The sequence below is a fragment of the Dichotomicrobium thermohalophilum genome, assembly GCF_003550175.1.
Classification (GTDB): Bacteria; Pseudomonadota; Alphaproteobacteria; order Rhizobiales; family Rhodomicrobiaceae; genus Dichotomicrobium; species Dichotomicrobium thermohalophilum.
This window is the reverse complement of the sequence record NZ_QXDF01000002.1, coordinates 301,041-323,235: the sequence shown is the minus strand read 5'-3', so window position 1 is coordinate 323,235 and position 22,195 is coordinate 301,041. Positions and strand designations below refer to the sequence as shown.

Sequence of the window (22,195 nt, the reverse complement as noted above, 5' to 3'; positions counted from 1 at the left end):
TGGCGGCGAAACGGGCCTTAGCCCGCTTCGCGCATGCGCATGTACCACTCCACGAGGCGGCGGACCTGCGGCTCGGTGTAGCCGCGCTCCGTCATGCGCGTTACGAACGCCTCGTGCTTCTCCGCGCTTTCCTTGTCCTGCTTGCTGCCGAACGTGATGACCGGAAGCAGCTCCTCGATCTGCGAGAACATGCGCTGCTCGATCACCTCGCGGATCTTTTCGTAGGACGTCCACCGCGGGTTGCGCCCCTCGTTGTGGGCACGCTGGCGCAGGGCGTACTTGACCACCTCGTTGCGGAAATCCTTCGGATTGCGAATGCCCGCCGGCTTTTCGGTCTTCTGAAGCTCGCGGTCGAGCACATCGAGGTCGAAGATCTGGCCCGTGTCCGGGTCCTTGTAGTCCTTGCCTTCGACCCAGGCGTCCGCATAGGCGATGTAACGGTCGAACAGGTTCTGACCGTATTCCTCGTAGGACTCGAGGTATGCCTTCTGAATTTCCTTGCCGATGTAGTCGGCGTAGCGCGGCGCCAGTTCGTCCTTGATGAAGGCGATGTAGCGCTGCTCCGTTTCGCGGTCGAGCTGTTCGCGGCGGATGGCCTGCTCCAGCACATACATCAGGTGCACAGGGTCGGCCGCAACCTCGGCAGTGTCAAAGTTGAATGTCTCTGACAGCACCTTGTAGGCGAAGCGGGTGGACATGCCGTCCATCCCCTCGTCCACGCCCGCTGCGTCGCGGTACTCCTGCACCGTCTTGGCGTGCGGGTCGCTGCCCTTCAGGTCCTGGCCGTTGTAGACGAGCATCTTTGCATAGAGCGACGAGTTCTCGTGCGGCTTCAGCCGGGTCAGGACCGAGAAGCGGGCCATCATCTCAAGCGTGTCCGGGGCGCAGGGCGCCTCGGACAGCTCGGACTGCGCCAGCAGCTTCTTGTAGATCATCGACTCTTCATCCACGCGCAAACAGTACGGCACGCGGATCAGGCTGATGCGGTCGAGAAAGGCCTCGTTGTTGCGGTTGGCCTTGAAGCTGCGCCACTCCGACTCATTCGAGTGCGCGATGATAATGCCCTGGTATGGCATCGCCCCGAGATTTTCGGAACCGACATAGTTTCGCTCCTGCGTGGCCGTCAGGAGCGGATGGAGCATCTTCTGCGGCGCCTTGAACATCTCGACGAATTCGAGCAGACCCTGCGTCGTCAGATTCAGCGCGCCCGAGTAGGAATAGGCGTCCGGGTCGTCCTGGCTGAAGAACTCCAGCTTGCGGATATCCGGGTGACCCACGAGCGTCGAGATGTCCTGGTTGTTCTCGTCGCCGGGCTCGGCCTTCGCCACGCCGATCTGGCGCAGCTTCGAGGGGTGCAGCTGCACCACAGTAAACTTCGAGACGTCACCATCAAACTCGTCGAGCCGCTTCAGCGCCCAGGCCGAGCACATGCCCGGCAGGCGGCGCTGCGGAATACCGTAATCGCGTTCGAGCGCCGGGCCGTCCTTTTCGGCGTCGAACAGCCCAAGCGGGCTTTCATAGATGGGGCTGACCTCATCACCAGCCTTCAGCACGTAAATCGGCTCGGATTCCATCAGCTTCTTCATGCGCTCGGCGAGCGACGATTTGCCGCCGCCGACCGGGCCCAGCAGATAGAGGATCTGCTTGCGCTCCTCCAGACCCTGCGCGGCGTGGCGCAGGAAGGCCACCACGCGCTCTATGGTCTCTTCCAGACCGTAGAAGTCGTTGAAGGCCGGATACCGCCGCACCGTCCGGTTCTGGAAAATGCGGCCCAGCCTATCGTCGCGCGAGGTGTCGACGATTTCGGGTTCACCGATCGCGGCCAGAAGCCGCTCCGCTGCGCTCGCATACATCTTCGGATCGTCCCGGCAAGCTTCAAGATATTCCTGCAGGGACATCTCGGAGGTCCGTCGATCAGCGTAGCGCCCACGGAATTCTTCGAGGATCGTATCTTTGCTCATGCCTTTCAGTTCGCCCAAGCTGTCACCGTGACTCATGTTCGCCCATGACCTTAACCCCGGCCTCCAATTACATCGTCACTTAAAAATCGAAGGCAAAGGGTTGATTTCGCCAAAAAAACGCATAGCGCCGGTACAATTTCCGGACATCGCCGGATCGGTTGCATCCGCGTCGACGCCCACGCATGCGCGTCCCGGCGCCCGGCCGCGTCATGATGCAGCACTGCAACAGGTCGCTTGCCTTGGTCGCCAAAACCGTTGACTGCGGCGATCAGCCTCGTTAATGCACCCTCGGCGCGTCGCTGAGAACGCTGTAATGGCAAGCGCCAAGCTCGCGTTGCGTTCCTTGTCCAAGAGCGGCTCACCGTAGCTCTCTTGCGCACTCTGTAAAACGGGCTCACGCCTTCATCGCCTGTTCGCCACGAAAGGCTTCGCCCGCCCAGCCGTCAGGCCGCTGCTGGCACCAAAGCGCCAGGAGCAGCCCGGAAGACAATTCCAACCGGTGCGTCGTTGCTGATCCGATTCGCCGGCTTGGACCCGACTGTGTTCGACAAGCCTCCCCGCCAAGCGTGGCTGCGGGAGCGGGTCCGTTATGCTCTTCTTCATGCTACACCAGCATCTCATCGCCAGCAACGGCGATCAACACTCAAAGGCCGCGCCTTTCGTAGGGGCGTGGCAGATGTGCAGTGTCTCACGTCGACATTTCCCCTGCCTTAACCATCGTGTGGAAAGCCTGTAATCATCATCCACCGGTCACCGCGGGCCGTAATTGATCCAGTGCACATTGACGCTCTTGCAGCGCCTCGCCATATCCGGCGAAGTGCCAAATGACTGTCCCGCCAATCGCCGGCCGGCAGCGGATCAGCTTCCCAGCTCGTGATTTGCGCCGTGCCAGCAAGTGGCTTATAAGCAGGCCAAGATTTTTAGCGATATGATCGCGGTATGGACTTCCCCACAATCGAACCGGGTCAGCGGTCCCGATCAGATCACGGGCCTGATCGCGAACCGCAACCCTTCTCGCATCTGAGACGTACAAAGGATCATCACCATGCCTTGGAGTAGTCAAAATGGCGGAGGCTGGAGAGGCGGCAGCGGCGGCCCCTGGGGACAGGGCCCGTCTGGCGGCGGCAACCAGGGCCCCGACCTCGAACAGATCCTGAAGCAGGGCCAGGACCGTCTGAAGAAAGCCATGCCGGGCGGTGGCGGCAGTATCGGCGGCGGCGTGATCGCGCTGATCGTCTTGGCCGTGCTTGCATTCGTCGGGTTTCAGGGTTTCACGACGCGCGTCCAGCCGGATGAGGTCGGCGTCGTGCTGCGCTTCGGTGAATTCGATCGCCAGTTGCCGCCGGGCCTGAACTTCCGGCTGCCCTATCCGGTCGAGACCGTCTACAAGCCGAAGGTTACGCGTGTGAACCGCGAGACCGTTGGCTTCCGTGGCGAGGTTGACGGCGTGACGACAAGCGTCTCCCGCCAGGTCCCCGAAGAAAGCCTGATGCTGACGGGCGACGAGAACATCGTGGACATCAACTCGGTGATCTTCTGGCGGATCAAGGACGCCGAAGACTTCCTCTTCAACATTCAGCAGCCGGAACAGACGGTGAAGGACGTCGCGGAAAGCGCGCTGCGCGAAGTCGCGGGCGAGAGCGAACTGCAGCCGCTGCTGACCCGGTCGCGTCAAGAAACGGAGCAGGCCGTCCAGGAGCTGATGCAGAAGACACTGGACAGCTACGAGGCTGGCATCCTGATTACGCAGGTGCAGCTCCAGAAAGTCGACCCACCCGCGCAGGTTATCGACGCGTTCCGTGACGTTCAGGCGGCCCGCGCTGACCAGGAGCGCCTGCAGAACGAGGCGCTTGCCTACGCCAACACGGTCGTGCCGGAAGCCCGCGGTGAAGCCGCGAAGATCATGGAGGCCGCTCAGGCCTACAAGGAGCAGACGGTCGCGGAGGCCGAAGGTCAGGCAGATCGTTTCGTCAAAATCTACGAGCAGTACGCTTCGGCGCCTGAGGTGACGCGCCGGCGCATGTTCCTGGAGACGATGGAGCGCATCTTCGCGGGAACCGAAAAGATCATCATCGACGAAGCCAAGACCGGACAAGGCGTGGTGCCCTACCTTCCGCTCAATGAGTTGCGGAGGCAGGAGGGCCGCACGCAGGGAGCCAGCCAATGAGAAGCGCGCTTTTCGCCATAGTCGTCATCGTGCTTGCCCTAGGCGCATTCGCCGCCTACTCGGCAGCTTTCATCGTATCGCAGACCGAACAGGCGCTTGTGCTTGAGTTCGGTAAACCCAAGCGCGTGATCAAGGAGCCGGGGCTGTACTTCAAGTACCCCCTCGTGCAGACGGTCACGGTCTACGACAAGCGCATCCTGGCGCTGGACAGCAAGCCGCAGGAGGTAATCGCGGCCGACCAGAAGCGGCTGGTTGTCGACGCCTTCGCACGGTTCCGCATTACCGATCCGCTGCTGTTCTATCAGGCGGTCACGAACGAAACGGTCGCGCGTTCGAGGTTGAGTTCGACGCTTGATGCCTCGCTGCGCCGCGTGCTGGGCGCCGCCGACTTTCAGACGGTGGTGCGGGACCAACGCGACGTGATGATGGAGCGCATCAACGAGGACGTGAACGACCAGGCAAAGGAGTTCGGCATCGAGGTGGTCGATGTGCGTCTCAAGCGCGTCGATCTGCCGCAGGCCAACAGCGAGGCGATCTATCGCCGGATGCAGACCGAGCGCCAGCAGGAAGCCGCCGAAATCCGCGCTCAGGGTAAGGAGGCGGCCCAACGCATTCGCTCCGAGGCCGACCGCAAGGCGACCATTATCAAGGCCGAAGCCGAGCGCGATGCGCAGATCCTGCGAGGTGAAGGCGACGCCCAACGCACCAAGATCTTCGCCGATGCCTTTGGCCGCGACGAGGACTTCTTCGCCTTCTACCGCTCGATGCAGGCCTACGAGAAGGGCATCAAGGCCGACGACACCCGCATGGTGCTCTCGCCGAGCTCGCCCTTCTTCAATTACTTCTCAAGCCCATACGGCGCGGGCTCCGACCAGCAGACGGCCGGTTCCGATGAGCCGACACCGACACCTGCCGGCACCGTTGAGGCAAACGAAATCGACGAGGATGCCCCGGGCCCACGGGCCGCTGCTACACGGTAAGCTGCATCCGCTATGAATGACCTGCTGGTCGGGCTCGGGCTTGTGCTGGTGATCGAGGGGCTCTTGTGGGCCCTAGCGCCACGCATGGGCGCCCGCCTGGTAGAAATGATGGCACAGACACCTGAAAGCACCGTTCGCACGGCGGGCGCGATCGCCGTTGCGATCGGTGTTTTCATCGTCTGGCTGGTGCGCGGGTAAGCACGCCAGCCGGTTGTGGCCTCCGGGCGATACACCTCCGCCCCGTTTGGGCCGGCCGCCGCAAATTCCTTCGCAGCGTCGTCACCGTCTGCTAGATTTTCGAGAGGCTCTTCTTGAAGTCTTGGCGGACATGGACGCGATGGCCTCTAGCCCCGGCCTGAAGCATTCGGACAGCATGACATGACCTTTTCCCGCATCTCGCCGGCCCGCGCCGGCGCTCTGCGCGCGAATGCAGCGTACAACGCGGCTGCCGCGCTTCTCCTGGCAGCCACGATCTGGCTCGGCCTCGCCGCGCCGGCGCTGGCGCGCGGGCCCGAACCCGTCTCCGAACTGGCAAAGGACCTGCAGGGCGCGGTCGTCAACATCTCCACCACCCAGCTCCTATCCAACGGCCCATCCGTTCCGGTGCCACGGGCGCCGGAAGGCTCGCCCTTTGACGAGTTGTTCGAGGACTTCCTCGACGAGCGCGGGCAGGCGCGGCGCATCAACTCGCTCGGCTCGGGCTTCGTGATCGACCCGTCAGGGCTGATCGTCACCAACAACCACGTGATCGAAAACGCTGACGAGATCATCGTGAATTTCGCCGATGGCCGGAAACTCACCGTCACGGAGGTCATCGGCCGTGACGACAAGACTGACCTCGCACTCCTCCGGGTGGAGCCGGACGAGGCATTGCAGGCCGTGCCATTCGGCGACTCCGCCAAGATGGAAGTCGGCGACTGGGTGATGGCGATTGGCAACCCCTTCGGCTTGGGCGGCTCCGTCTCGCTGGGAATCGTCTCAGCGGTCAAGCGCGACATCAACGCCGGGCCCTATGACGCCTTCATCCAGACCGACGCGGCCATCAACCGCGGCAATTCTGGCGGGCCGCTGTTCAACATGGACGGCGAGGTGATCGGCGTGAATACCGCGATCATCTCGCCCACCGGCGGCTCGATCGGCATCGGCTTTGCTTTGCCGGCCAACACGGCCCAACGCGTGATCGCGCAACTCCGCGAATATGGCGAGACGCGCCGCGGCTGGATCGGCGTACGCATTCAGGATCTGAACGAAGAGATCGCGGCTAGCCTCGGCATGGACGAGGCAAAGGGCGCGCTGGTGGCCGCCGTGACTCCCGACGGGCCGGCGGCCGAAGCCGGCATCGAGGTCGGCGATGTAATCGTGCGCTTCAACGACAAGCCAGTGAATACCGTCCGGCAACTCCCACGCGTTGTCGCCGAAACGCCCATCGGCGCGGAGGTTCCGGTCGTAGTGAACCGGCGCGGCGAGCGGGTCACACTGAAGCTCACCGTCGGCCGGCTGGTCGAGGACGAAAACGAAACCGCCGTCAAACCGATGGAGGATGATCAGGGGGACACTGTGCTCGGGCTTTCGCTGAGTGCGCTGTCCGATCCGCTCCGTGACGAATACGGAATCGCGGAAGATGTGGAGGGGGTTATCGTGACCGATGTCGCGCCGGGTAGCGGCGCGGCGGAGCGGGACATCACCCCGGGCTCGGTGATCGTGGAAGTCTCTCACAAACCCGTGAGCACGCCGGACGAGGTCCGCGCACGCGTTGCCGAGCTCAAAGAATTGGGCCGCGCGACTGCCCTGCTCCTGTTTGCACTCAATGCGGACGAAATGAAATTCGTCGCGCTGCCGCTTGACCCGTAGCTACCTCTAGAGGCTGGCCAGGGCGTCACGGATACGTTGGGCGTGCTCTTCGAGCACGTCGTCATCCGCCTTCTGCCCCGGCGGGCGCAGATCAACGCCGTCCCAGCGCGGCATGATGTGGAAATGCAGGTGAAAGATCACCTGCCCCGCCGCGCTTTCGGATGACTGCTGGAACAGAATGCCGTCCGCGTTGAACGCCTTTTGCGCCGCCTGCGCAATCTTCTGCGAAGTGACCGCGGCGTGCTGAACGTCCTCCGGCCGTGCGTCCAAAAGCGTGCGCGATGGCGCCTTGGGGATGATCAGGGTGTGGCCGTCCGTTCGCGGCATGATGTCCATGAAGGCCAGCGTGTGGTCGTCTTCATAGACCTTGAAGCACGGCATCTCGCCGCGCAGTATCTTCGCGAAGATGTTGTCGGGATCATAGGCGGGCGGCTGTTCGCTCATGGCGGACCCCTTGTCTGGAAGCGGGCAGCACATCGCTAAATTTCAGTCGCGGCGGATTTAACGACGCCCGCCGGCAAGGGTCAAGCGCCACCTTGGCCTGGATCGCGGCGGCGGAATGGGGTCGCCTCGGCGAGGATCTCATTGTCTTGCGCGACCATTTCGCGCTCGCGCTCCAGAAAACGCTCGACCGCCTCGGCCAGCCCCGGATGCGCGAGGTAATGCAGGCTGTAGGTCGTCTGCGGGACGTAGCCACGCGCCAGCTTGTGCTCGCCCTGCGCGCCGGCCTCGACCCGCGCCAGCCCACGGGCGACCGCCAGCTCGATCGCCTGATAATAGCAGACCTCGAAATGCAGGAATGGATGATGCTCGATCGCGCCCCAGTAGCGGCCGTAAAGGGCGTCCCCGCCGATGAAATTGAGGGCCCCCGCGATATACCGACCGCCCCGCCGCGCCATGCACAGCGCCACGCTCTCGGGCATCGCTTCATGCACGCGGCTGAAGAACGCGCGGTTCAGATAGGGGCGGCCCCATTTGCGGTTGCTGGTGTCGATGTAGAACGCGAAGAAGTCGTCCCAGTGCGCCTCGGTAATGTCGCTGCCAATCAGCCATTCAATCTCGATGCCGGCGGAAACCGCCTCGCGCCGCTCCTTGCGCACTGCCTTGCGCTTGCGCGAGGCCAGTGCGCCGAGAAAATCATCGAAGCTCTGATAGCCCGCGTTGAGCCAGTGGAACTGCTGTCCGGTCCGCTGCAACAGGCCGAGGCGCGCACCGAGATGCCACTCTTCCTCCGGCAGGAAGGTCAGATGAAGCGAGGACAGACCGTTCTTTGATGTCAACTCGACAGCCGCGTTCAACAGCGCCTCGCCGCGCCAGCCTGGCGCGCCATCCGGAGTCAGCAGCCGGCGGCCCGTCACTGGCGTGAATGGCACGGAAGATTGCAGCTTCGGATAATACTCCCCGCCCGCGCGCTCGTAGGCGTCGGCCCAGGCATAGTCGAAGACGTATTCGCCCATGCTGTGGCCCTTGAGGTAGAGCGGCATGGCGCCCAACAGCGCGCCCGCGCGGTCGCGCAGCAGCAGGTGGCGCGGCGCCCAGCCGGTCTCCGCGCGCACTGAGCCGCTGTCCTCCAGCGCCTTGAGGAAGGCGTGTGAGACGAACGGATTGTAGGTCGAAGGGTCTGGATTGGCGCAGGCATCCCATTGGGCAGCGGGCACGTCGGCGATCTCGCCGGTGACCTCGACCTTTAGCGGCTCGCTGTCTCCCATGCGGTGTCTCCGTTGCCACTTCAGGGCATGAAGCCTTCGAAGATGATCGCGCCAGCCCGGCGCAGGGCGCGGTCGGCTTCGGCCGGGGTGCGTACGGTCCAGGCAATGGCCGGCAACCCCGCCGCACGGCGCGCGAGCACCGGCCCAAGCAGGCCCAACGCCGTGTGCTCGCAGGAGATAAAGTGGGGCCGTGCTTCCGCAATGAAAAGCAGATGGGTGAGCGCGATGCGCTGGAGCGTACTTGCCTGCGGCAATTCGTCCGCCCTGACCCGCGTTGCGCCCAGCCCGCGCGGGATGTGCGGTGCGAACTCGCGGAAGGCGCCGAGCAATCGCGGGTCGAACGACATCAACGCGACCGGGCCATCGTAGTCGCGCAGGTCCGCCGCGATGCGCTGCGCGAAGGCTGTTTGATCAGTAAAGTTGCTCTTCACCTCAAGGAACAGCGGCACCCGCCCGCCAACCTGATCCAGCAGCGCAGCGAGCGTCGGCATCCGGTCGGCGCTTTCGCGAAAGCGCAGCGCACGGAGCGTAGCGGCGTCCCGCGCCGCGAGAAGACCTGTCCCCTGCGTCAGCCGCTCCAGCGTGGCGTCGTGAAACACCATCGGCGTGCCGCAAGCCGCGGCGCGCAGGTCCGTTTCGATCGCATAGCCCGCGTGCTGGGCTGCCTCAAAGGCGGAAGGTGTATTCTCGATGACACCGCACGCCGCATCATGCAGCCCGCGATGCGCGATCGGCTGCAACAGCCAGTCGGGCGGCTTGGGCATCTAGGCAGGCGACACCGCGAAAACCGCATCCACCTCAACCGCCGCGCCCATCGGCAGGCTGGCACAGCCCACCGCGATGCGCGAATGCACGCCGGAGGTGCCCAGCACCTGTCCCATCAGGTCAGACGCGCCGTTGATGACCGAGGGCTGGTCGGTGAAGTCCGGCGTGCTGTTGACGAAGCCGTTGAGACGGAGGCACAGCGTGATCCTGTCCAGATCGCCAAGAGCCGCCTTCGCCTGAGAGAGGATATTGAGTGCGCAAAGGCGCGCGGCCGACTGGCCATCCTCCAGGCTGACGGTCTCGCCAAGTTTCCCGGCATAAGCAAGGCCTGATTCGTCTTTGGGAAGCTGCCCGGCCACGAACAAAAGGCCGCTCGCCATCGCATACGGCGCATAATTCGCCGCGGGCGCCGGGGCGGGCGGCAGCGTGATGCCGAGTTCGCGCAACTTTTCGTCCACAATACCGGGCATAGTTTCCCCCTCGCTGTTCAACCAGGCGATTTCGTCATTGGTGCGTTCAGGCTTGCCCTGTATATTTCAACTTATGAGATCAGGAAACAGAATCATGCGCTCTTGCGAAGCGAAATTCGGTAGGCTTGCCGGTGCTGCGGTGGTCACCGCCGTAGCGGTCACGGCGGCCTCCGCGCCAGCGCAAGCGACTGGGCTGGGCATGCCGTTCGCGCCGCATCGGGCGGTCTACGAGATGCAGCTCGACGAGACGGATGCCGCCAAGAATATCGCCGGCGTGGAAGGGCGGATGGTGTTTGATATTTCCGGCTCGCGCTGCACGGGCTATACGCTCGAAAACCGCATGGTTACACGCATTGTCGATGCCGAGGGCGTCGAAGTCGTCAGCGACATCCGCTCCTCGACCTGGGAAGCTAGCGACGGCGAACGTTTTCGGTTCAACTCCTCACAATATCTGAACAATCAGCTCACCGACAATCTGGAAGGCCGGGCTGAGCGCGAGGCGCCGGGCGGACCGATCACCATCACGCTGGAGGCTCCGCGCCAGACGCAGATGCGGATTGATGAGCCGGCCCAGTTCCCGACACAGTTCTCGCTGAAGATCCTGGAAGCAGCGCGCGCAGGAGAGCGCGTGATCCAGACCAATGTCTATGACGGCTCGGAGACCGGCGACAAGCTGTTCGCCACGACGACCTTCATCGGCGAGGCGATCCCGGCAGGTCAGGACACAGGGGCGGACGTGCCGGGCCGCGACCGGCTTGCGGACAAGCAGTCGTGGCCGGTGTCGATCAGCTATTTCGAGGTCGGTGCCGCAGACGACTCCGTGCCAAGCTACCAGTTGTCGTTCCGGCTCTACGAGAATGGGGTCAGCCGCAAGTTGCGGATCGACTACGGCAGCTTCGCGCTGACAGGCGAGTTGTCATCGCTGGAATTTCACAAAGCGGACGCCTGCCGGCAGACACCCGGCTAGACCGAATTCGCTCAGGAGGGCGACAGAGCATTGCGCGCCGGCAGAATGTCCGCAGGGTCGATACCCGCGTTGCCGCAGAAGGCGAGCAGGAGAGATTCATCCGCCAGGAGATGGTCCAGAACGCCAGTCAGGAACGCCCGGTCCTCGATGGATTCGGCCAGCGATTGCGGGGAAAGGCCGCTGCGGGACAGGAAATCGGCAAGATAGGCGTCGTCGGACGCAATGAAGGCCACAGCCCGAAACGCAAGGGCTTCGGCGGCGTCAAGATCAAGGCGATGAGTATCGGACGCGCGTTTCATGGTTGCTCGGTTCGGTCCATCACAGGTTTGTGCGAGCACAGAGGTTTTTATTAAGGGTTGGCCACTACGATCTGCGCGTGCGGCGCGCGGAACCGAAGGGGCGTCCTGAAAACAGAACATCCGCAAGATAAGCTATGCCGGAATTTGAAGATACGAGGACACGCCGCAGAAAAAGAACGGCCAAGCCCCACAGCGCCAGGGGTGCGGCGTCCGCGCCGCCGGTTGAGCCCACAGTGCCGGGCCCCGGGGCCCCGAATGGCAACGGCCAGTCGAGTGCCAGCGGCAAGACAGTGCTGATCGTTGAAGACAACGAACTGAATATGAAGCTGTTCAACGATCTTCTGGAGGCACACGGCTATCAGACCGTTCAGACGCGCAACGGCATGGATGCCTTGCCGCTGGCGCGCAAGCATCGGCCAGCCCTGATCCTGATGGACATCCAGCTCCCCGAAGTGTCGGGTCTGGACGTGACAAAATGGCTGAAGGAAGACGATGCGCTGAAGGACATTCCGGTCATCGCGGTCACGGCCTTCGCCATGAAGGGCGACGAGCAGCGCATCCGTGAGGGTGGCTGCGAGGCCTATATCTCGAAGCCGATCGCGGTAGGCGCGTTCCTGGAGACGATCGAGCAGTTCATTAACAAGGGCTAAGCGGTCAGCAGGCTCCGGCAATCGGCTCCGTACAAGGCGGATGTGGTGATATTTCCTGGGGAAAACTCACGCGCGGACAGCGCTTGAAGCGTGCATAGCCTGCGGCAGCTGCACCGTTTACCGTAAACAATTGTAAATATTGCTTTTTGGTGAATTATGAGTTTATGCTTGATTGCGATTTAGGTCGCAGGCGGACAATGCGCTAATGGTGATTGTCCAACAGGAAAGCGGGGACATGCCGGCTTGACGGCGTGGCAGAATCAAGAACTCTTGAAAAGTGCCGCTTTTTCCCGCTTACTGTTGTGGAAATTGAGAGTTTCCCCCGGCTCGCCAGGTTCGCCGCATCTCCTGGCTTGGGGGATAGGCCGGATGGTGCGCGGTTGAGTGGCCTCCTCGCAAGCGCCGGTACCATCTCGGCCAACAAGTCAAATGACCAACGCCCTCTTTGGTCGATTTGACTTGAAGGCCAGCCCTCACGACTCCTTGGATGTACCCCGCTGCCGAGTGGTCGTGGGGCTGGCTCGCGGCGTCGGCAGCGTTCAAATTGACACAGGCATCCCGTGCCGCGCTCCACCGGGCTCTCCTGTCCTGGATTTTCCGAAGGCTGGCAAGGCGTTCGCGGGAGGGGCGCTTGCGCGCCGACCAGACGTCACCCGAATTACTTCAGCTTGGCTTCCTTGAATTCGACGTGCTTGCGCGCGACCGGATCGTATTTCTTGAGAACAAGCTTTTCCGTCAGGTTCCGCGTGTTCTTCTTCGTCACGTAAAAATATCCGGTTCCAGCCGAACTCACGAGCTTGATCTTTTGTGTTGTCGGTTTGGCCATTGACCTGCTCCAGAAAACGGTTCTGCTATCTTGGCGACACAGTTACCGAGGGGGACGCTGATGTCAAGAACGGGTGTCAGGCTACAATACCACCCGTTGAAAACCGCTTCCGCGTGCAAACAGGAACGGAACCGGCGCTTGCGGATCGTCAAGGCGCCCTGTGTTGAGACGGTCCATCAGCGTCTCGATGACCGCGCGCGATACCACATGCAGGTCCTCCTTGGCCAGCGCACCAAGTGCATACCAGCTTACATCCTCAAGCTCACCGTCGCCTGGCCGCAGGATCGCCGCCGCCCCGCGGCAGCGCAGGCAGAAGAAGCGCGTGTCAAAACGGCGCGGTCGTTTCGCCGGCGTCAGCGCCCGCAGAACGAAGCTGAGCTGGCGCAGGTCCGCGCCGCGTTCGGGCCGGCAGGCCGGCGACAGGAAACCGACCTCCTCTCGTGCCTCCCGCAGGGCCGCGGCCGCCAGCGCGCGCGCGAAGGCCGCGGGGTGGCGCGTGCGGCTGCGCGCGGCGAGCTTTGCGACCGCGGCGCCGGGAAAGTCGTAACCGGGCCTGATGCGATAGTCTTGCGGCTCAACGCGCCCGCCAGGAAACACCAGCACCCCCGGCAGGAAGACATGCCCGCTCGCCCGACGCCCCATCAAAAACCGCGGCTCGCCATCACTGTCATCGAGGATCACGAGGCTGGCGGCATCCCGCGCTGGACGCTGCGGCCATGTGCCCACCCTGAGCGGGCGGGCGAGATATTCACCTGTCGCCCCCGCAATGCCCTCGGGCACGCGCAGGCGCGGCGCGCGGCGCGGTCTCACGGCTCAAGCTGGGGGTCGCCTTCACGTTCGTCACTTGTCGGGTCGAAGCCGTGCATATAGTTCGCCCACTGCAACCCGACGATCGCGCCCTTCACGATCGGCAGCAGCCACAGCGTCAGCAGCACCGACAGCGGCAGCCAGAGCAGCAAGTGAAGCCATATCGCCGGCTGAACGGCCGTCTCCAGCCACATGAGCGGCGGGATCATCACGTGCCCGACGATGAAGATGGTGAAATAGGGCGGCGCATCGTCGGCGCGGTGATGATAAAGCGCCTCGCCGCACGACGCGCAGGCATCGCGGACCTTGAGAAACCGCGAAAACATCCCGCCATACCCGCAGGCAGGGCATTTATGGCCGGCACCGCGCCACAGGGACCGCCACACCGGGCGCGGTGGCAAGTCTTCAACTGTCTGCGTGCTGAAACCCATCTTCCGTCTCGTCTCCCGTCATCTCCCGCTAACGCCGCGCCGATTTCTTCGCACTGCGCTTTGCGCTTGCCTTCTTCCCGGCCTTCTTGTCCCGCGTCGGGGCCGTGCGCCGTGTTGGCTTGCCGGTCCGAGCCGCAAGCTGTTTGCCCAACACCTCGGTCTTGTGCCGGCCCTCGCTCAGCAGCTCGAACCGAAGCGCGCCAGCATCCGGCACCGCCTCCACCAGCCGCACCTCCACGCTGTCGCCAAGGCGGAAGGTCTCGCCCGTTTGCTGACCGACCAGCGCGTGAGCGTCGGCCATGTAGATGTAATGGTCATTACCGATTGTCGAGATGGGAATGAACCCGTCCGCCCCTGTGTCCGAAAGCCGCACGAACAGCCCAGCCCGCGTTACGCCGGAAATGCGCGCGCGGAAGGTCGCGCCGACCTTGTCCTCCAGATAGGAGGCGACCAGCCGGTCGATCGTGTCACGCTCGGCCGCCATCGCGCGGCGTTCAGCGTTCGAGATCGCCTCGGCCACCTTGTCCAGATGCGCGACTTCGTCGTCCGTCAAGGCGCCCGGCCCGCCGCCCAGCGCGCGGATGAGCGAGCGGTGAACGATCAGGTCGGCATAGCGGCGGATCGGGGAAGTGAAATGCGCATAGCGACGCAGGTTGAGGCCGAAATGCCCGTAATTGCCGACGCTGTACTCCGCTTGCGCCTGCGCGCGCAGGATGACGTCATTGACCAGCAGTGAATATTCGCTGTCGCGGGCGCGCTCCAGGATCCGGTTGAACTGCTCCGGCTTCATCACGCCGGATTTGGGCAGCTTGAAACCGATAGATTGCAGGAACTCGTTGGTGGCTTCCAGCTTGTCGAGCGCCGGCACGTCGTGGACGCGATAGAGCAGCGGGGAGTCCCGCTCCTCAAGAAACTCGGCCGCGGCGACATTCGCCTGGATCATGAATTCCTCGATCAGCCGGTGCGCCGTCAGCCGCTCGGGCATCACGATCTCGGCGATCTCGCCGGTCTCGTCCAGCTTGATCTTGCGCTCGGGGATGTCGAGTTCGAGCGGACCGCGCCGGTCCCGCGCCTCGGCCAGCGCGTCATAGGCTGCGAACAGCGGCTTCAGCACCGGCTCCAGCAGCGGCTCGGTCACCTCGTCCGGGCGGCCGTCGATGGCAGCCTGCGCCTGCGCATAGTGGAGCTTGGCGTGCGAACGCATCGCCGCGCGCATGAACTTGTGGCTCCGCTTGGAGCCGTCGGCATTGAACACCATGCGCACCGCCAGGCACAGCCGGTCCTCGTCCGGGCGCAGCGAACACAGCTCGTTCGATAGCTTTTCCGGCAGCATCGGGACCACGCGATCCGGGAAATAGACCGAGTTGCCGCGCCTTAGGGCTTCCTGGTCGAGTGCCGTGCCGGGCCGGACGTAGAAGGCGACGTCCGCGATCGCCACGACAACGATCCAGCCGCCCCTGTTCGCCGGATCGTCGTCCGGCGCGGCCCAGACCGCATCGTCATGGTCGCGCGCATCTTCGGGGTCGATGGTGATCAGCGGAAGGTGCCGTAGGTCCTCGTAAGCGTCGAGGTTCGGCTCGGGGAGCCCGTCCAGCTCGTTCAGGACCGGGTTCGGGAACTCGTAGGGCAGATCGTAGGCGTGGATGGCGATCAGACTTACCGCGCGCTGCGATTTCGGGTGACCGAGCCGCTCAACGACACGGCCCAGTTCGCCGAAACGGCCGTGCCGCACGGTCTCGAAGCGCACCAGTTCGCCATCATTCGCATCGCCGGTGCGGCCCGGCTCGACGCGCCATTCCTTGCGCTGCTTCTTGTCGATCGGCGTAATAATGCCCCCGGGGCCGCGTTCACGAAAAACGCCAAGCTGGCGGATCTTCTCGCGGCTCAGGCGCTTGATCGGGCGGGCGATATAGGCGTAAGCACCCTCTTCCGCCTCGACCTCTTCCGGGTTGACCGGCGCCAGCCGCGCGAGCACGCGGTCGCCGACGCCGACCGCCGCGCCGGGGCTCTTGCTGTCCGGCGCGATGAGGATGCGCGGCGGCGGGCCTTCATCCTCGGGCCAGGCGGCGGGCAGCGCCACGAACTCGCCGTCGCTGTCCCGGCCGGTGATCTCAATGACAGTGACATTGGGCAGCGCGCCCGGCTTGCGCAGGTGCTTTCGCTTGCCCTTGATAAGGCCCTCGTCGGCCATCTCGCGCAAAAGCTGTTTAAGCGCGATGCGATCCGAGCCCTTGATGTGGAAGGCGCGGGCGATCTCGCGCTTACCCACCTCGCCGGGCGATTCCTCAATGAAGGTGAGGATGTCCTGCTTGCTGGGCAGGTGATCCCGGCCGTCGTCGCGGGGCTTGCCGCCAGGCCGGGAGGATGTCTTGCTGGTCATGGTGTCCGTGCCTGGCTTTTTGGCGCTGCCGGGCAATCCTCGTATCTCATGTTTCAGTATGCCCGCGCCTGCCGGGCACGATCAACGGGCACTGTCCGGCGCACTGTCACGGGCCTTCTTGCCGCTGGACGTCTTGCCACCCGACTTGGCGGACGCGGACTTGGGCTTCGTCCGCGCGCCGTTCGCGCTCTTGGCGGCCTTGCCCTTGGACTTGCTCGCGGCGTCATCGCCGGAGGACTCCGTCTTAGTCGCGGGCTTTTTCGCGGTTTTGGCGGCTGTTTTCGTCTTGCTCCCGCTTTTCCCGCCCGACTTCGCCTTTGCGGGCTTCTTGCCGCTCTTCTCGGCCTTTGCGGCGATCAGCTCCACCGCCTTCTCGACACTCACCTCGCTGGGATCAGTGTCCTTGGGCAGCGTCGCATTAATCTTGCCATGCTTTACATAAGGACCATAACGCCCGTCGCAAACCTGGATCGGGCCACCCAGTTCCGGATGCTCGCCCAAATCCTTCAGCACCGTGCCGCCACGCGGCCGACGCGTCTTGGCCTCGGCGAGAAGGCTGACCGCCCGGTTGAGGCCAACCGTGAAAACCTCGTCCGCGCTTTCGAGATTGGCATACTTGCCCGCATGCTCCACGAACGGGCCGTAGCGCCCGATCCCCGCCATGATCAGCTTGCCGGTCTCAGGGTGGGGGCCAACCTCGCGCGGCAACGAGAGCAGCTTCAGCGCCATATCGAGCGTGACCACCGCGGGGTCCATCCCCTTCGGTACCGAGGCGCGCTTGGGCTTTTCGCCGTTCTGCGCCTCGCCGAGCTGGACGTAGGGGCCGAAGCGCCCGCTACGGAGCGTGACCGGCTCGCCGGTCTCCGGATCGTGGCCCAGCTCGATCTTGTCCGGCGTCGCCCCCTCCTCACCGTCTTCGCCGGGTCGGCCGAGCTGGCGCGTGTAGCGGCATTCGGGGTAGTTCGAGCAGCCAATGAAGGCGCCGAACTTGCCGACCTTGAGGCTCAGCCTGCCATCTTCACATGACGGGCATTTGCGCGGGTCGGTACCGTCCCCCGGATCGGGGAAGATGTGCGGCCCGAGAATCTCGTTAAGCGCCTCCAACACCTCGGACACGCGCAAGTGCTTGATCTCGTCGACCGCGCCGATGAACTCGCGCCAGAAGTCGCGCAGGACCTGCTTCCACGACAGCTCGCCGTTGGAGATGCGGTCGAGTTTTTCCTCCAGATCGGCGGTGAAGTCATATTCCACGTAGCGCTGGAAGAAGCTCTCCAGAAACGCCGTGACCAGCCGCCCGCGGTCCTCCGGCACCAGCCGGTTCTTCTCCAGGCGCACATAGTCGCGCTCGCGCAGGACGTTCATGGTGCTGGCGTAGGTTGACGGCCGCCCGATACCGAGCTCTTCCAGCTTCTTGATGAGCGTGGCCTCGGTGAAGCGCGGGGGCGGCTCGGTGAAGTGCTGCCTCGGCTCGATCGCCTTGGCCTTGACCGTCTCGTTTTCCATGAGCGGCGGCAGGCGGGCGCTGTCCTCGTCCGCGGCGTCGTCGCGACCTTCCTCGTAGAGCTTCAGGAAACCATCAAAGGTGATGACCTGCCCGGTGGCGCGGAAGGTGTAGCGCGTGCCGTCCTTGCCGTCCGTGTCGATATCGACGGTCGTGCGATCGACCTCGGCGCTTGCCATCTGGCTCGCGACGGCGCGCTGCCAGATAAGCTTGTAGAGCTTGTATTCGTCGTCCTTGAGATAGCGCTTGATGTCGTCGGGCGCGCGCCGGTAATCGGTCGGACGGACCGCTTCGTGCGCCTCCTGTGCGTTCTTCGCTTTGGTCTTGTAGTGGCGCGGGCTGTCGGGGAGGTATTTCCGGCCGAAATCGCCGCCGATCACGTCGCGGCACTGCGACAACGCCTCGGGCGCGATCTGCACGCCATCGGTTCGCATGTAGGTGATTAGGCCGACCGTCTCGCCGCCGAGATCGACGCCCTCATACAGCTTCTGTGCGATCTGCATGGTCTGGCGCGGCGAGTAGCGGAGCTTGCGCGAGGCTTCCTGCTGAAGCGTCGAAGTGGTGAAGGGCGGGGCCGGATTGCGTTTGGTCGACTTGCGCTCGATGCTGAGCACCTTGAAGCTGCCGCCTGTAACCGCATCGCGAATCGCCTTGGCCGCCTCTTCATTCGGGATGTCGAACTTGCCAAGCTTCTTGCCGTCGCGCGCCTGCAACTTGGCCGTGAAGTCCTCACCGGTGGCATTCGCCAGCCTGGCATTGATGGTCCAGTATTCCTGGCTCTTGAAGGACTCGATCTCAAGCTCGCGGTCGCAGACAAGGCGCAGCGCGACAGACTGCACCCGCCCTGCCGAACGCGCGCCCGGCAGCTTCCGCCAGAGCACTGGTGAGAGCGTGAAGCCCACGAGATAATCGAGCGCGCGGCGCGCCAGATAGGCCTCCACCAGCGGCGAATCGATGTCGCGCGGCTGCTCCAGCGCCTGGCGCACGGCATCCTTCGTCACCGCGTTGAACGCAACGCGCTGAACCTTCACGCCCTTGAGCGCCTTCTTCTCCTCCAGGATGCGCAGCAGGTGCCAGGAGATCGCCTCGCCCTCGCGGTCCGGGTCGGTGGCGAGGATCAGTCGATCGGCTTTCTTCACCTCGTTGACGATCTCGCGGATGACCTTGGTCGAGTCCGGCGACACGCGCCAGTGCATCTCGAAGTCCTTCTCCGGCTCGACGGAGCCGTCCTTCGCCGGCAGATCGCTCACATGCCCGTAGGACGCGAGCACCTTGTAGTCCCGGCCAAGGTACTTGTTGATGGTTTTCGCCTTCGCGGCGGACTCGACAATGACAATGTTCATGAATGCGCTCGTATCTCAGCCTCTGCAGCGCCGTCTGCTGCGCGATCCCGGCCGTCCGGTGACGGGGAAGAACTGTGGATTTTCGGCCAGTCTGTCAAATCAATGTCACGGATCGCGCGAGCTGGCTTGCCACGAACAACCTGGGCGTGTATCCTCATTTTTACGAGGTGATAGTTGGCATTAACAAAACCTTTAAGACGACGGGAGCACGGAATGAGCCGCTCTACACTGAACGTGGCGCGCGATCAAGGTGAGCCGACCCTTGAGCCGGAACAGAAACTGACGGAAGCCATTTCGCGGTTGAATAAACATGCCGCCAATGTGGATATCGCAGTCTATGATGAACAGAACGTCTCCCAATATATTTGTGACCTTCTCGCCGAGTTGAGCAGCATCGCGTCCAAGGCCAATCTCGTCTTTCTGACCTATCTGATCGACGTGGCGCATGAGGAAGCACGTATCCAGGCCCAAAGTCGCCAGCAGTCACGGGCGTAAAATTTCGGGACGAAAGACGACGATCTTTTGGCAGCGAAACTTGTTTCTGGGTCCTGACCGGCGATAAGGACTCTCAACCTGAAGCTGTACCCGTTTCACGCATTGTGTGAAAGGCAACAGGCAGTATAACCTTGACGGCGTCTCGACCTCCTGTCAATGCGGGGTTCAGGCGCCGTCGCCATCCGCCGGCGCCGCCGACTCGCCAATGCGTTTGATTTCCCAATCCAGGCTCACGCCGCTCGTCGCCCGCACGCGCTCGCGAATCGTCTCACCCAGCCCCTCGATGTCGGCGGCCGTCGCCTCGCCGTCGTTGATCAGGAAGTTGCAGTGCTTCTCGGAGACATGCGCGCCGCCCACCCGCAGGCCCCGGCATCCTGCGGCATCAACGAGTCGCCATGCGCTATGGCCGGGCGGGTTCTTGAAGGTTGAGCCCCCGGTTCGCGCCTTGGTCGGCTGATGTTCCTCGCGATAGTCCGCGACCTCCTGCATCGCCTTCTCGATGACGTCGCGCAGGCCCGCCTCGCCCTGAAATGTCGCCTGCGTGAAGATGAAGTCCGGTGGCGCGCCGCAATGGCGATAGCCGTAACCGAGGTCATCGACGCTGAGCACGTGCAGCTGTCCGCGACGATCAACGGCGCGCGCTTCTACCAGAACATCGCGCGTTTCCGTGCCATGCGCACCGGCATTCATCCGCAGCGCGCCCCCGATCGAGCCGGGGATGCCACGGTAGAAGGCGAGCCGGCCAATCCCCGCCTTCGCCGCCGCCTGCGCCAACCGCACATCGGGCACCGCCGTGCCACAGCGGATCCGCTCCTCATAGAGCTGTTCGATCGAGCCGAAGCCACGCCCGAGCCGGACCACCACGCCGCGCACACCGCCGTCCCGGACCAACAGATTCGACCCTACACCAACGACCGTGACGGGCAATTCCTCCGGCGCGTTCTTCAGGAAATAGACAAGGTCGGCTTCATCCGCAGGCGTGAACAGAACTTCGGCCGGCCCGCCGACGCGGAACCAGGTGATTTCCGCCATGCTGACATTCGCCCGCAGGCGACCGCGCAACTCCGGCATCGCCTCGGCCAGCTCGGCAGCCAGCCCTTTCAAGTCCTCCGCGGCTGTCGCGGTGTCTGAAGCCATGCGCCCTACTCCGCAGCACCGGCGTGTGCAACCGGATGCACGGAAAGCGCCCGTAACCGCTCCGGCAGCGCCTTTGCCCAGTTGGTAATGGTTCCGGCGCCAAGGCCGATCACGAGGTCACCCGGACGGGCAAGCTCTGCGATGGTCGGGGCCAGAGCCTCCTCGCCGCTGATCTCAAGCGCATGAGTGTGACCCGTCGCCCGCAGGCGCTCCAGCAGCGTGCGGTGGTCAACACCGTTGCCGGTTTCGCCGGCGCTGTAGACCGGCGTAATGATAGCGATGTCGGCATCGCTGAAGCAGCCGGCGAACTCATCAAGCAACCCGGTCAGGCGCGAATACCGATGCGGCTGCATTACGGCGATCACGCGGCCGCGGGCCGCGTGCCGCGCCGCCTTCAGAACGGCCGCAATCTCCACCGGGTGGTGGGCATAATCGTCATAGACCGAGACGCCGTTCCAATCGCCCACCGGCGTGAAGCGCCGCGCCACGCCGCAGAAGCTGCGCAAGCCCTCCTCGATCGCCTCATCGCGCAGCCCGATCTCGCTCATCACCGCGATGGCGGCCAGCGCGTTGAGAGCGTTGTATTCACCCGGGATCGGCAACCGCAACCCGTCCAGCAGCCGCGCGCCGCCGCGCACGCGGTCGCCCAGCCGGGCATCGAACATCACGCCGCCGGCAATGTCGCGGACCTGCTCCAGTCTCAAGTCGGCATCCGGGGACCAGCCGTAGCGCAGCAGCCGGCGACCGCGGAAATGCGGTTCCATCTGATCCAGAATCTCGCGCACCACCGGGTGGTCGATCCCTGCGACGACCGCGCCGTAATAAGGGATCTGCTCGAAAAACCGGCGGAAGGTCGCGTGCAGCGCGCGCTCCGAGCTGTAGAAATCCATGTGCTCCGGGTCGATATTGGTCACGACCCCGATACGCGTGGGGAGCTTCACGAAGGTCGCATCCGATTCGTCGGCCTCGACCACCATCCATTCGCCCGCGCCGGCCCTTGCGTTCGAGCCCCAGGCGTTCAGGATGCCGCCGTTGATGACGGTCGGGTCGCAGCCCGCATGGGTCATCGCCCAGGCAATCAACGAGGTTGTCGTGGTCTTGCCGTGCGTGCCCGTCACAGCGACGGCCGGGTGTCCGCGCATCAGCTCACCCAGCATCTCGGCGCGGCTGATGACCGGCACTCCCCGCGCCTGCGCGCCGTCGAGCTCCGGGTTGCCAGGCTTGATCGCTGTCGAGACGATAACATGCGTCGCGCCTTCGAGATTGGCGTCGTCATGCCCGACGAACACGCGAATGCCCTGGTCGCGCAGGCGCTGGGCGTTGGCACTGTCGCTCTGGTCGCTCCCTTGCACCGCGAAGCCGCGCGCGCGCATGATCTCCGCGATCGCGCTCATGCCGATGCCGCCGATGCCGACGATGTGATAAAGCTCTCGCCGAGCGTCCTCGTCCATTTGCT

At 63.9% G+C, this 22,195-nt stretch carries 20 protein-coding genes; 7 read left to right on the top strand and 13 right to left on the bottom strand.

All coding sequences use genetic code 11. The features are described 5' to 3' along the window. Positions 1-17: 17 nt before the first annotated feature. The gene (locus tag BXY53_RS11535; protein WP_119062195.1) at positions 18-1,961 is read right to left on the bottom strand and encodes a PrkA family serine protein kinase; all 1,944 of its coding nucleotides are present in this window, start codon (positions 1,959-1,961) and stop codon (positions 18-20) included. Positions 1,962-3,006: 1,045 nt separating this feature from the next. On the opposite strand from BXY53_RS11535, the gene hflK reads away from it, so the two are divergent. The 4 genes from hflK (at position 3,007) to BXY53_RS11515 (ending at position 6,959) form a co-directional block, all read left to right on the top strand. Continuing rightward, on the top strand, positions 3,007-4,128 hold the full coding sequence (gene hflK / locus BXY53_RS11530) for an FtsH protease activity modulator HflK (RefSeq protein ID WP_119062135.1): 1,122 nt from the start codon (positions 3,007-3,009) through the stop codon (positions 4,126-4,128). Then, positions 4,125-5,108, top strand: a complete 984-nt coding sequence (gene hflC / locus BXY53_RS11525; protein WP_119062134.1) for a protease modulator HflC — start codon at positions 4,125-4,127, stop codon at positions 5,106-5,108. The genes hflK and hflC overlap by 4 nt, the downstream gene beginning before the upstream one ends. A 12-nt stretch (positions 5,109-5,120) precedes the next feature. Beyond that, positions 5,121-5,306, top strand: coding sequence for a DUF2065 domain-containing protein (locus BXY53_RS11520; protein ID WP_119062133.1), 186 nt, complete (start codon positions 5,121-5,123; stop codon positions 5,304-5,306). 180 nt (positions 5,307-5,486) lie between these two features. After that, positions 5,487-6,959 (top strand): Do family serine endopeptidase, encoded by a 1,473-nt coding sequence (locus BXY53_RS11515; RefSeq protein ID WP_119062132.1) that lies wholly within the window; start codon positions 5,487-5,489, stop codon positions 6,957-6,959. Positions 6,960-6,965: 6 nt separating this feature from the next. Here the strand turns inward: BXY53_RS11515 and BXY53_RS11510 are convergent, their stop codons facing one another. The 4 genes from BXY53_RS11510 to BXY53_RS11495 all read right to left on the bottom strand — a co-directional run bounded on the left by BXY53_RS11510 (position 6,966) and on the right by BXY53_RS11495 (position 9,903). Next, on the bottom strand, positions 6,966-7,403 hold the full coding sequence (locus tag BXY53_RS11510; RefSeq protein ID WP_119062131.1) for an HIT family protein: 438 nt from the start codon (positions 7,401-7,403) through the stop codon (positions 6,966-6,968). Between the two features lie 80 nt (positions 7,404-7,483). Next, on the bottom strand, positions 7,484-8,668 hold the full coding sequence (locus BXY53_RS11505; protein ID WP_119062130.1) for a GNAT family N-acetyltransferase: 1,185 nt from the start codon (positions 8,666-8,668) through the stop codon (positions 7,484-7,486). A gap of 20 nt (positions 8,669-8,688) precedes the next feature. Then, positions 8,689-9,432, bottom strand: a complete 744-nt coding sequence (locus tag BXY53_RS11500; protein ID WP_119062129.1) for a glycerophosphodiester phosphodiesterase family protein — start codon at positions 9,430-9,432, stop codon at positions 8,689-8,691. Continuing rightward, positions 9,433-9,903, bottom strand: a complete 471-nt coding sequence (locus BXY53_RS11495; RefSeq protein ID WP_119062128.1) for a RidA family protein — start codon at positions 9,901-9,903, stop codon at positions 9,433-9,435. Between the two features lie 94 nt (positions 9,904-9,997). On the opposite strand from BXY53_RS11495, the gene BXY53_RS11490 reads away from it, so the two are divergent. Further along, positions 9,998-10,870 (top strand): cell envelope integrity EipB family protein, encoded by an 873-nt coding sequence (locus BXY53_RS11490; protein WP_170144430.1) that lies wholly within the window; start codon positions 9,998-10,000, stop codon positions 10,868-10,870. 11 nt (positions 10,871-10,881) lie between these two features. Here BXY53_RS11490 and BXY53_RS11485 read toward each other — a convergent pair whose 3' ends face one another. Beyond that, positions 10,882-11,169, bottom strand: a complete 288-nt coding sequence (locus BXY53_RS11485) for a DUF3572 domain-containing protein (protein WP_119062126.1) — start codon at positions 11,167-11,169, stop codon at positions 10,882-10,884. Between the two features lie 233 nt (positions 11,170-11,402). Between BXY53_RS11485 and BXY53_RS14325 the strand changes: the two genes are divergently transcribed. Further along, positions 11,403-11,819 (top strand): response regulator, encoded by a 417-nt coding sequence (locus tag BXY53_RS14325; protein ID WP_280985264.1) that lies wholly within the window; start codon positions 11,403-11,405, stop codon positions 11,817-11,819. Between the two features lie 658 nt (positions 11,820-12,477). Here BXY53_RS14325 and rpmG read toward each other — a convergent pair. The 5 genes from rpmG to topA form a co-directional block, all read right to left on the bottom strand. Further along, positions 12,478-12,645, bottom strand: coding sequence for a 50S ribosomal protein L33 (gene rpmG / locus BXY53_RS11475; RefSeq protein WP_119062124.1), 168 nt, complete (start codon positions 12,643-12,645; stop codon positions 12,478-12,480). Positions 12,646-12,726: 81 nt separating this feature from the next. Then, the gene (locus tag BXY53_RS11470; RefSeq protein ID WP_119062123.1) at positions 12,727-13,455 is read right to left on the bottom strand and encodes an NUDIX domain-containing protein; all 729 of its coding nucleotides are present in this window, start codon (positions 13,453-13,455) and stop codon (positions 12,727-12,729) included. Then, the gene (locus BXY53_RS11465; RefSeq protein ID WP_245410452.1) at positions 13,452-13,778 is read right to left on the bottom strand and encodes a DUF983 domain-containing protein; all 327 of its coding nucleotides are present in this window, start codon (positions 13,776-13,778) and stop codon (positions 13,452-13,454) included. Before BXY53_RS11465 ends, BXY53_RS11470 begins: the two co-directional genes overlap by 4 nt. Before the next feature lie 133 nt (positions 13,779-13,911). Continuing rightward, on the bottom strand, positions 13,912-16,263 hold the full coding sequence (gene rnr, locus BXY53_RS11460; protein WP_119062121.1) for a ribonuclease R: 2,352 nt from the start codon (positions 16,261-16,263) through the stop codon (positions 13,912-13,914). 81 nt (positions 16,264-16,344) lie between these two features. After that, entirely contained in the window at positions 16,345-19,107 is a 2,763-nt protein-coding gene (gene topA, locus BXY53_RS11455) for a type I DNA topoisomerase (RefSeq protein ID WP_119062120.1), read from the bottom strand. Positions 19,108-19,320: 213 nt separating this feature from the next. On the opposite strand from topA, the gene BXY53_RS11450 reads away from it, so the two are divergent. Then, the gene (locus tag BXY53_RS11450) at positions 19,321-19,602 is read left to right on the top strand and encodes a hypothetical protein (protein ID WP_147361556.1); all 282 of its coding nucleotides are present in this window, start codon (positions 19,321-19,323) and stop codon (positions 19,600-19,602) included. A gap of 165 nt (positions 19,603-19,767) precedes the next feature. Here the strand turns inward: BXY53_RS11450 and murB are convergent, their stop codons facing one another. Together murB and murC are read right to left on the bottom strand one after the other, a co-directional pair. Then, positions 19,768-20,739, bottom strand: a complete 972-nt coding sequence (murB, locus tag BXY53_RS11445) for a UDP-N-acetylmuramate dehydrogenase (RefSeq protein WP_119062118.1) — start codon at positions 20,737-20,739, stop codon at positions 19,768-19,770. 5 nt (positions 20,740-20,744) lie between these two features. Beyond that, a complete protein-coding gene (gene murC / locus BXY53_RS11440) occupies positions 20,745-22,190 on the bottom strand; it encodes a UDP-N-acetylmuramate--L-alanine ligase (protein ID WP_119062117.1) in 1,446 nt (481 codons plus the stop codon). Between the last annotated feature and the right edge of the window lie 5 nt (positions 22,191-22,195).

Excerpts from the sequence above, each read along its gene's own strand:
- BXY53_RS11535 (WP_119062195.1), bottom strand. The coding sequence starts at position 1,961 with ATGAGCAAAGATACGATCCTCGAAGAATTCCGTGGGCGCTACGCTGAT.
- hflK (WP_119062135.1), top strand. The coding sequence starts at position 3,007 with ATGCCTTGGAGTAGTCAAAATGGCGGAGGCTGGAGAGGCGGCAGCGGC.
- hflC (WP_119062134.1), top strand. The coding sequence starts at position 4,125 with ATGAGAAGCGCGCTTTTCGCCATAGTCGTCATCGTGCTTGCCCTAGGC.
- BXY53_RS11520 (WP_119062133.1), top strand. The coding sequence starts at position 5,121 with ATGAATGACCTGCTGGTCGGGCTCGGGCTTGTGCTGGTGATCGAGGGG.
- BXY53_RS11515 (WP_119062132.1), top strand. The coding sequence starts at position 5,487 with ATGACCTTTTCCCGCATCTCGCCGGCCCGCGCCGGCGCTCTGCGCGCG.
- BXY53_RS11510 (WP_119062131.1), bottom strand. The coding sequence starts at position 7,403 with ATGAGCGAACAGCCGCCCGCCTATGATCCCGACAACATCTTCGCGAAG.
- BXY53_RS11505 (WP_119062130.1), bottom strand. The coding sequence starts at position 8,668 with ATGGGAGACAGCGAGCCGCTAAAGGTCGAGGTCACCGGCGAGATCGCC.
- BXY53_RS11500 (WP_119062129.1), bottom strand. The coding sequence starts at position 9,432 with ATGCCCAAGCCGCCCGACTGGCTGTTGCAGCCGATCGCGCATCGCGGG.
- BXY53_RS11495 (WP_119062128.1), bottom strand. The coding sequence starts at position 9,903 with ATGCCCGGTATTGTGGACGAAAAGTTGCGCGAACTCGGCATCACGCTG.
- BXY53_RS11490 (WP_170144430.1), top strand. The coding sequence starts at position 9,998 with ATGCGCTCTTGCGAAGCGAAATTCGGTAGGCTTGCCGGTGCTGCGGTG.
- BXY53_RS11485 (WP_119062126.1), bottom strand. The coding sequence starts at position 11,169 with ATGAAACGCGCGTCCGATACTCATCGCCTTGATCTTGACGCCGCCGAA.
- rpmG (WP_119062124.1), bottom strand. The coding sequence starts at position 12,645 with ATGGCCAAACCGACAACACAAAAGATCAAGCTCGTGAGTTCGGCTGGA.
- BXY53_RS11465 (WP_245410452.1), bottom strand. The coding sequence starts at position 13,778 with ATGTTTTCGCGGTTTCTCAAGGTCCGCGATGCCTGCGCGTCGTGCGGC.
- rnr (WP_119062121.1), bottom strand. The coding sequence starts at position 16,263 with ATGACCAGCAAGACATCCTCCCGGCCTGGCGGCAAGCCCCGCGACGAC.
- topA (WP_119062120.1), bottom strand. The coding sequence starts at position 19,107 with ATGAACATTGTCATTGTCGAGTCCGCCGCGAAGGCGAAAACCATCAAC.
- BXY53_RS11450 (WP_147361556.1), top strand. The coding sequence starts at position 19,321 with ATGAGCCGCTCTACACTGAACGTGGCGCGCGATCAAGGTGAGCCGACC.
- murB (WP_119062118.1), bottom strand. The coding sequence starts at position 20,739 with ATGGCTTCAGACACCGCGACAGCCGCGGAGGACTTGAAAGGGCTGGCT.
- murC (WP_119062117.1), bottom strand. The coding sequence starts at position 22,190 with ATGGACGAGGACGCTCGGCGAGAGCTTTATCACATCGTCGGCATCGGC.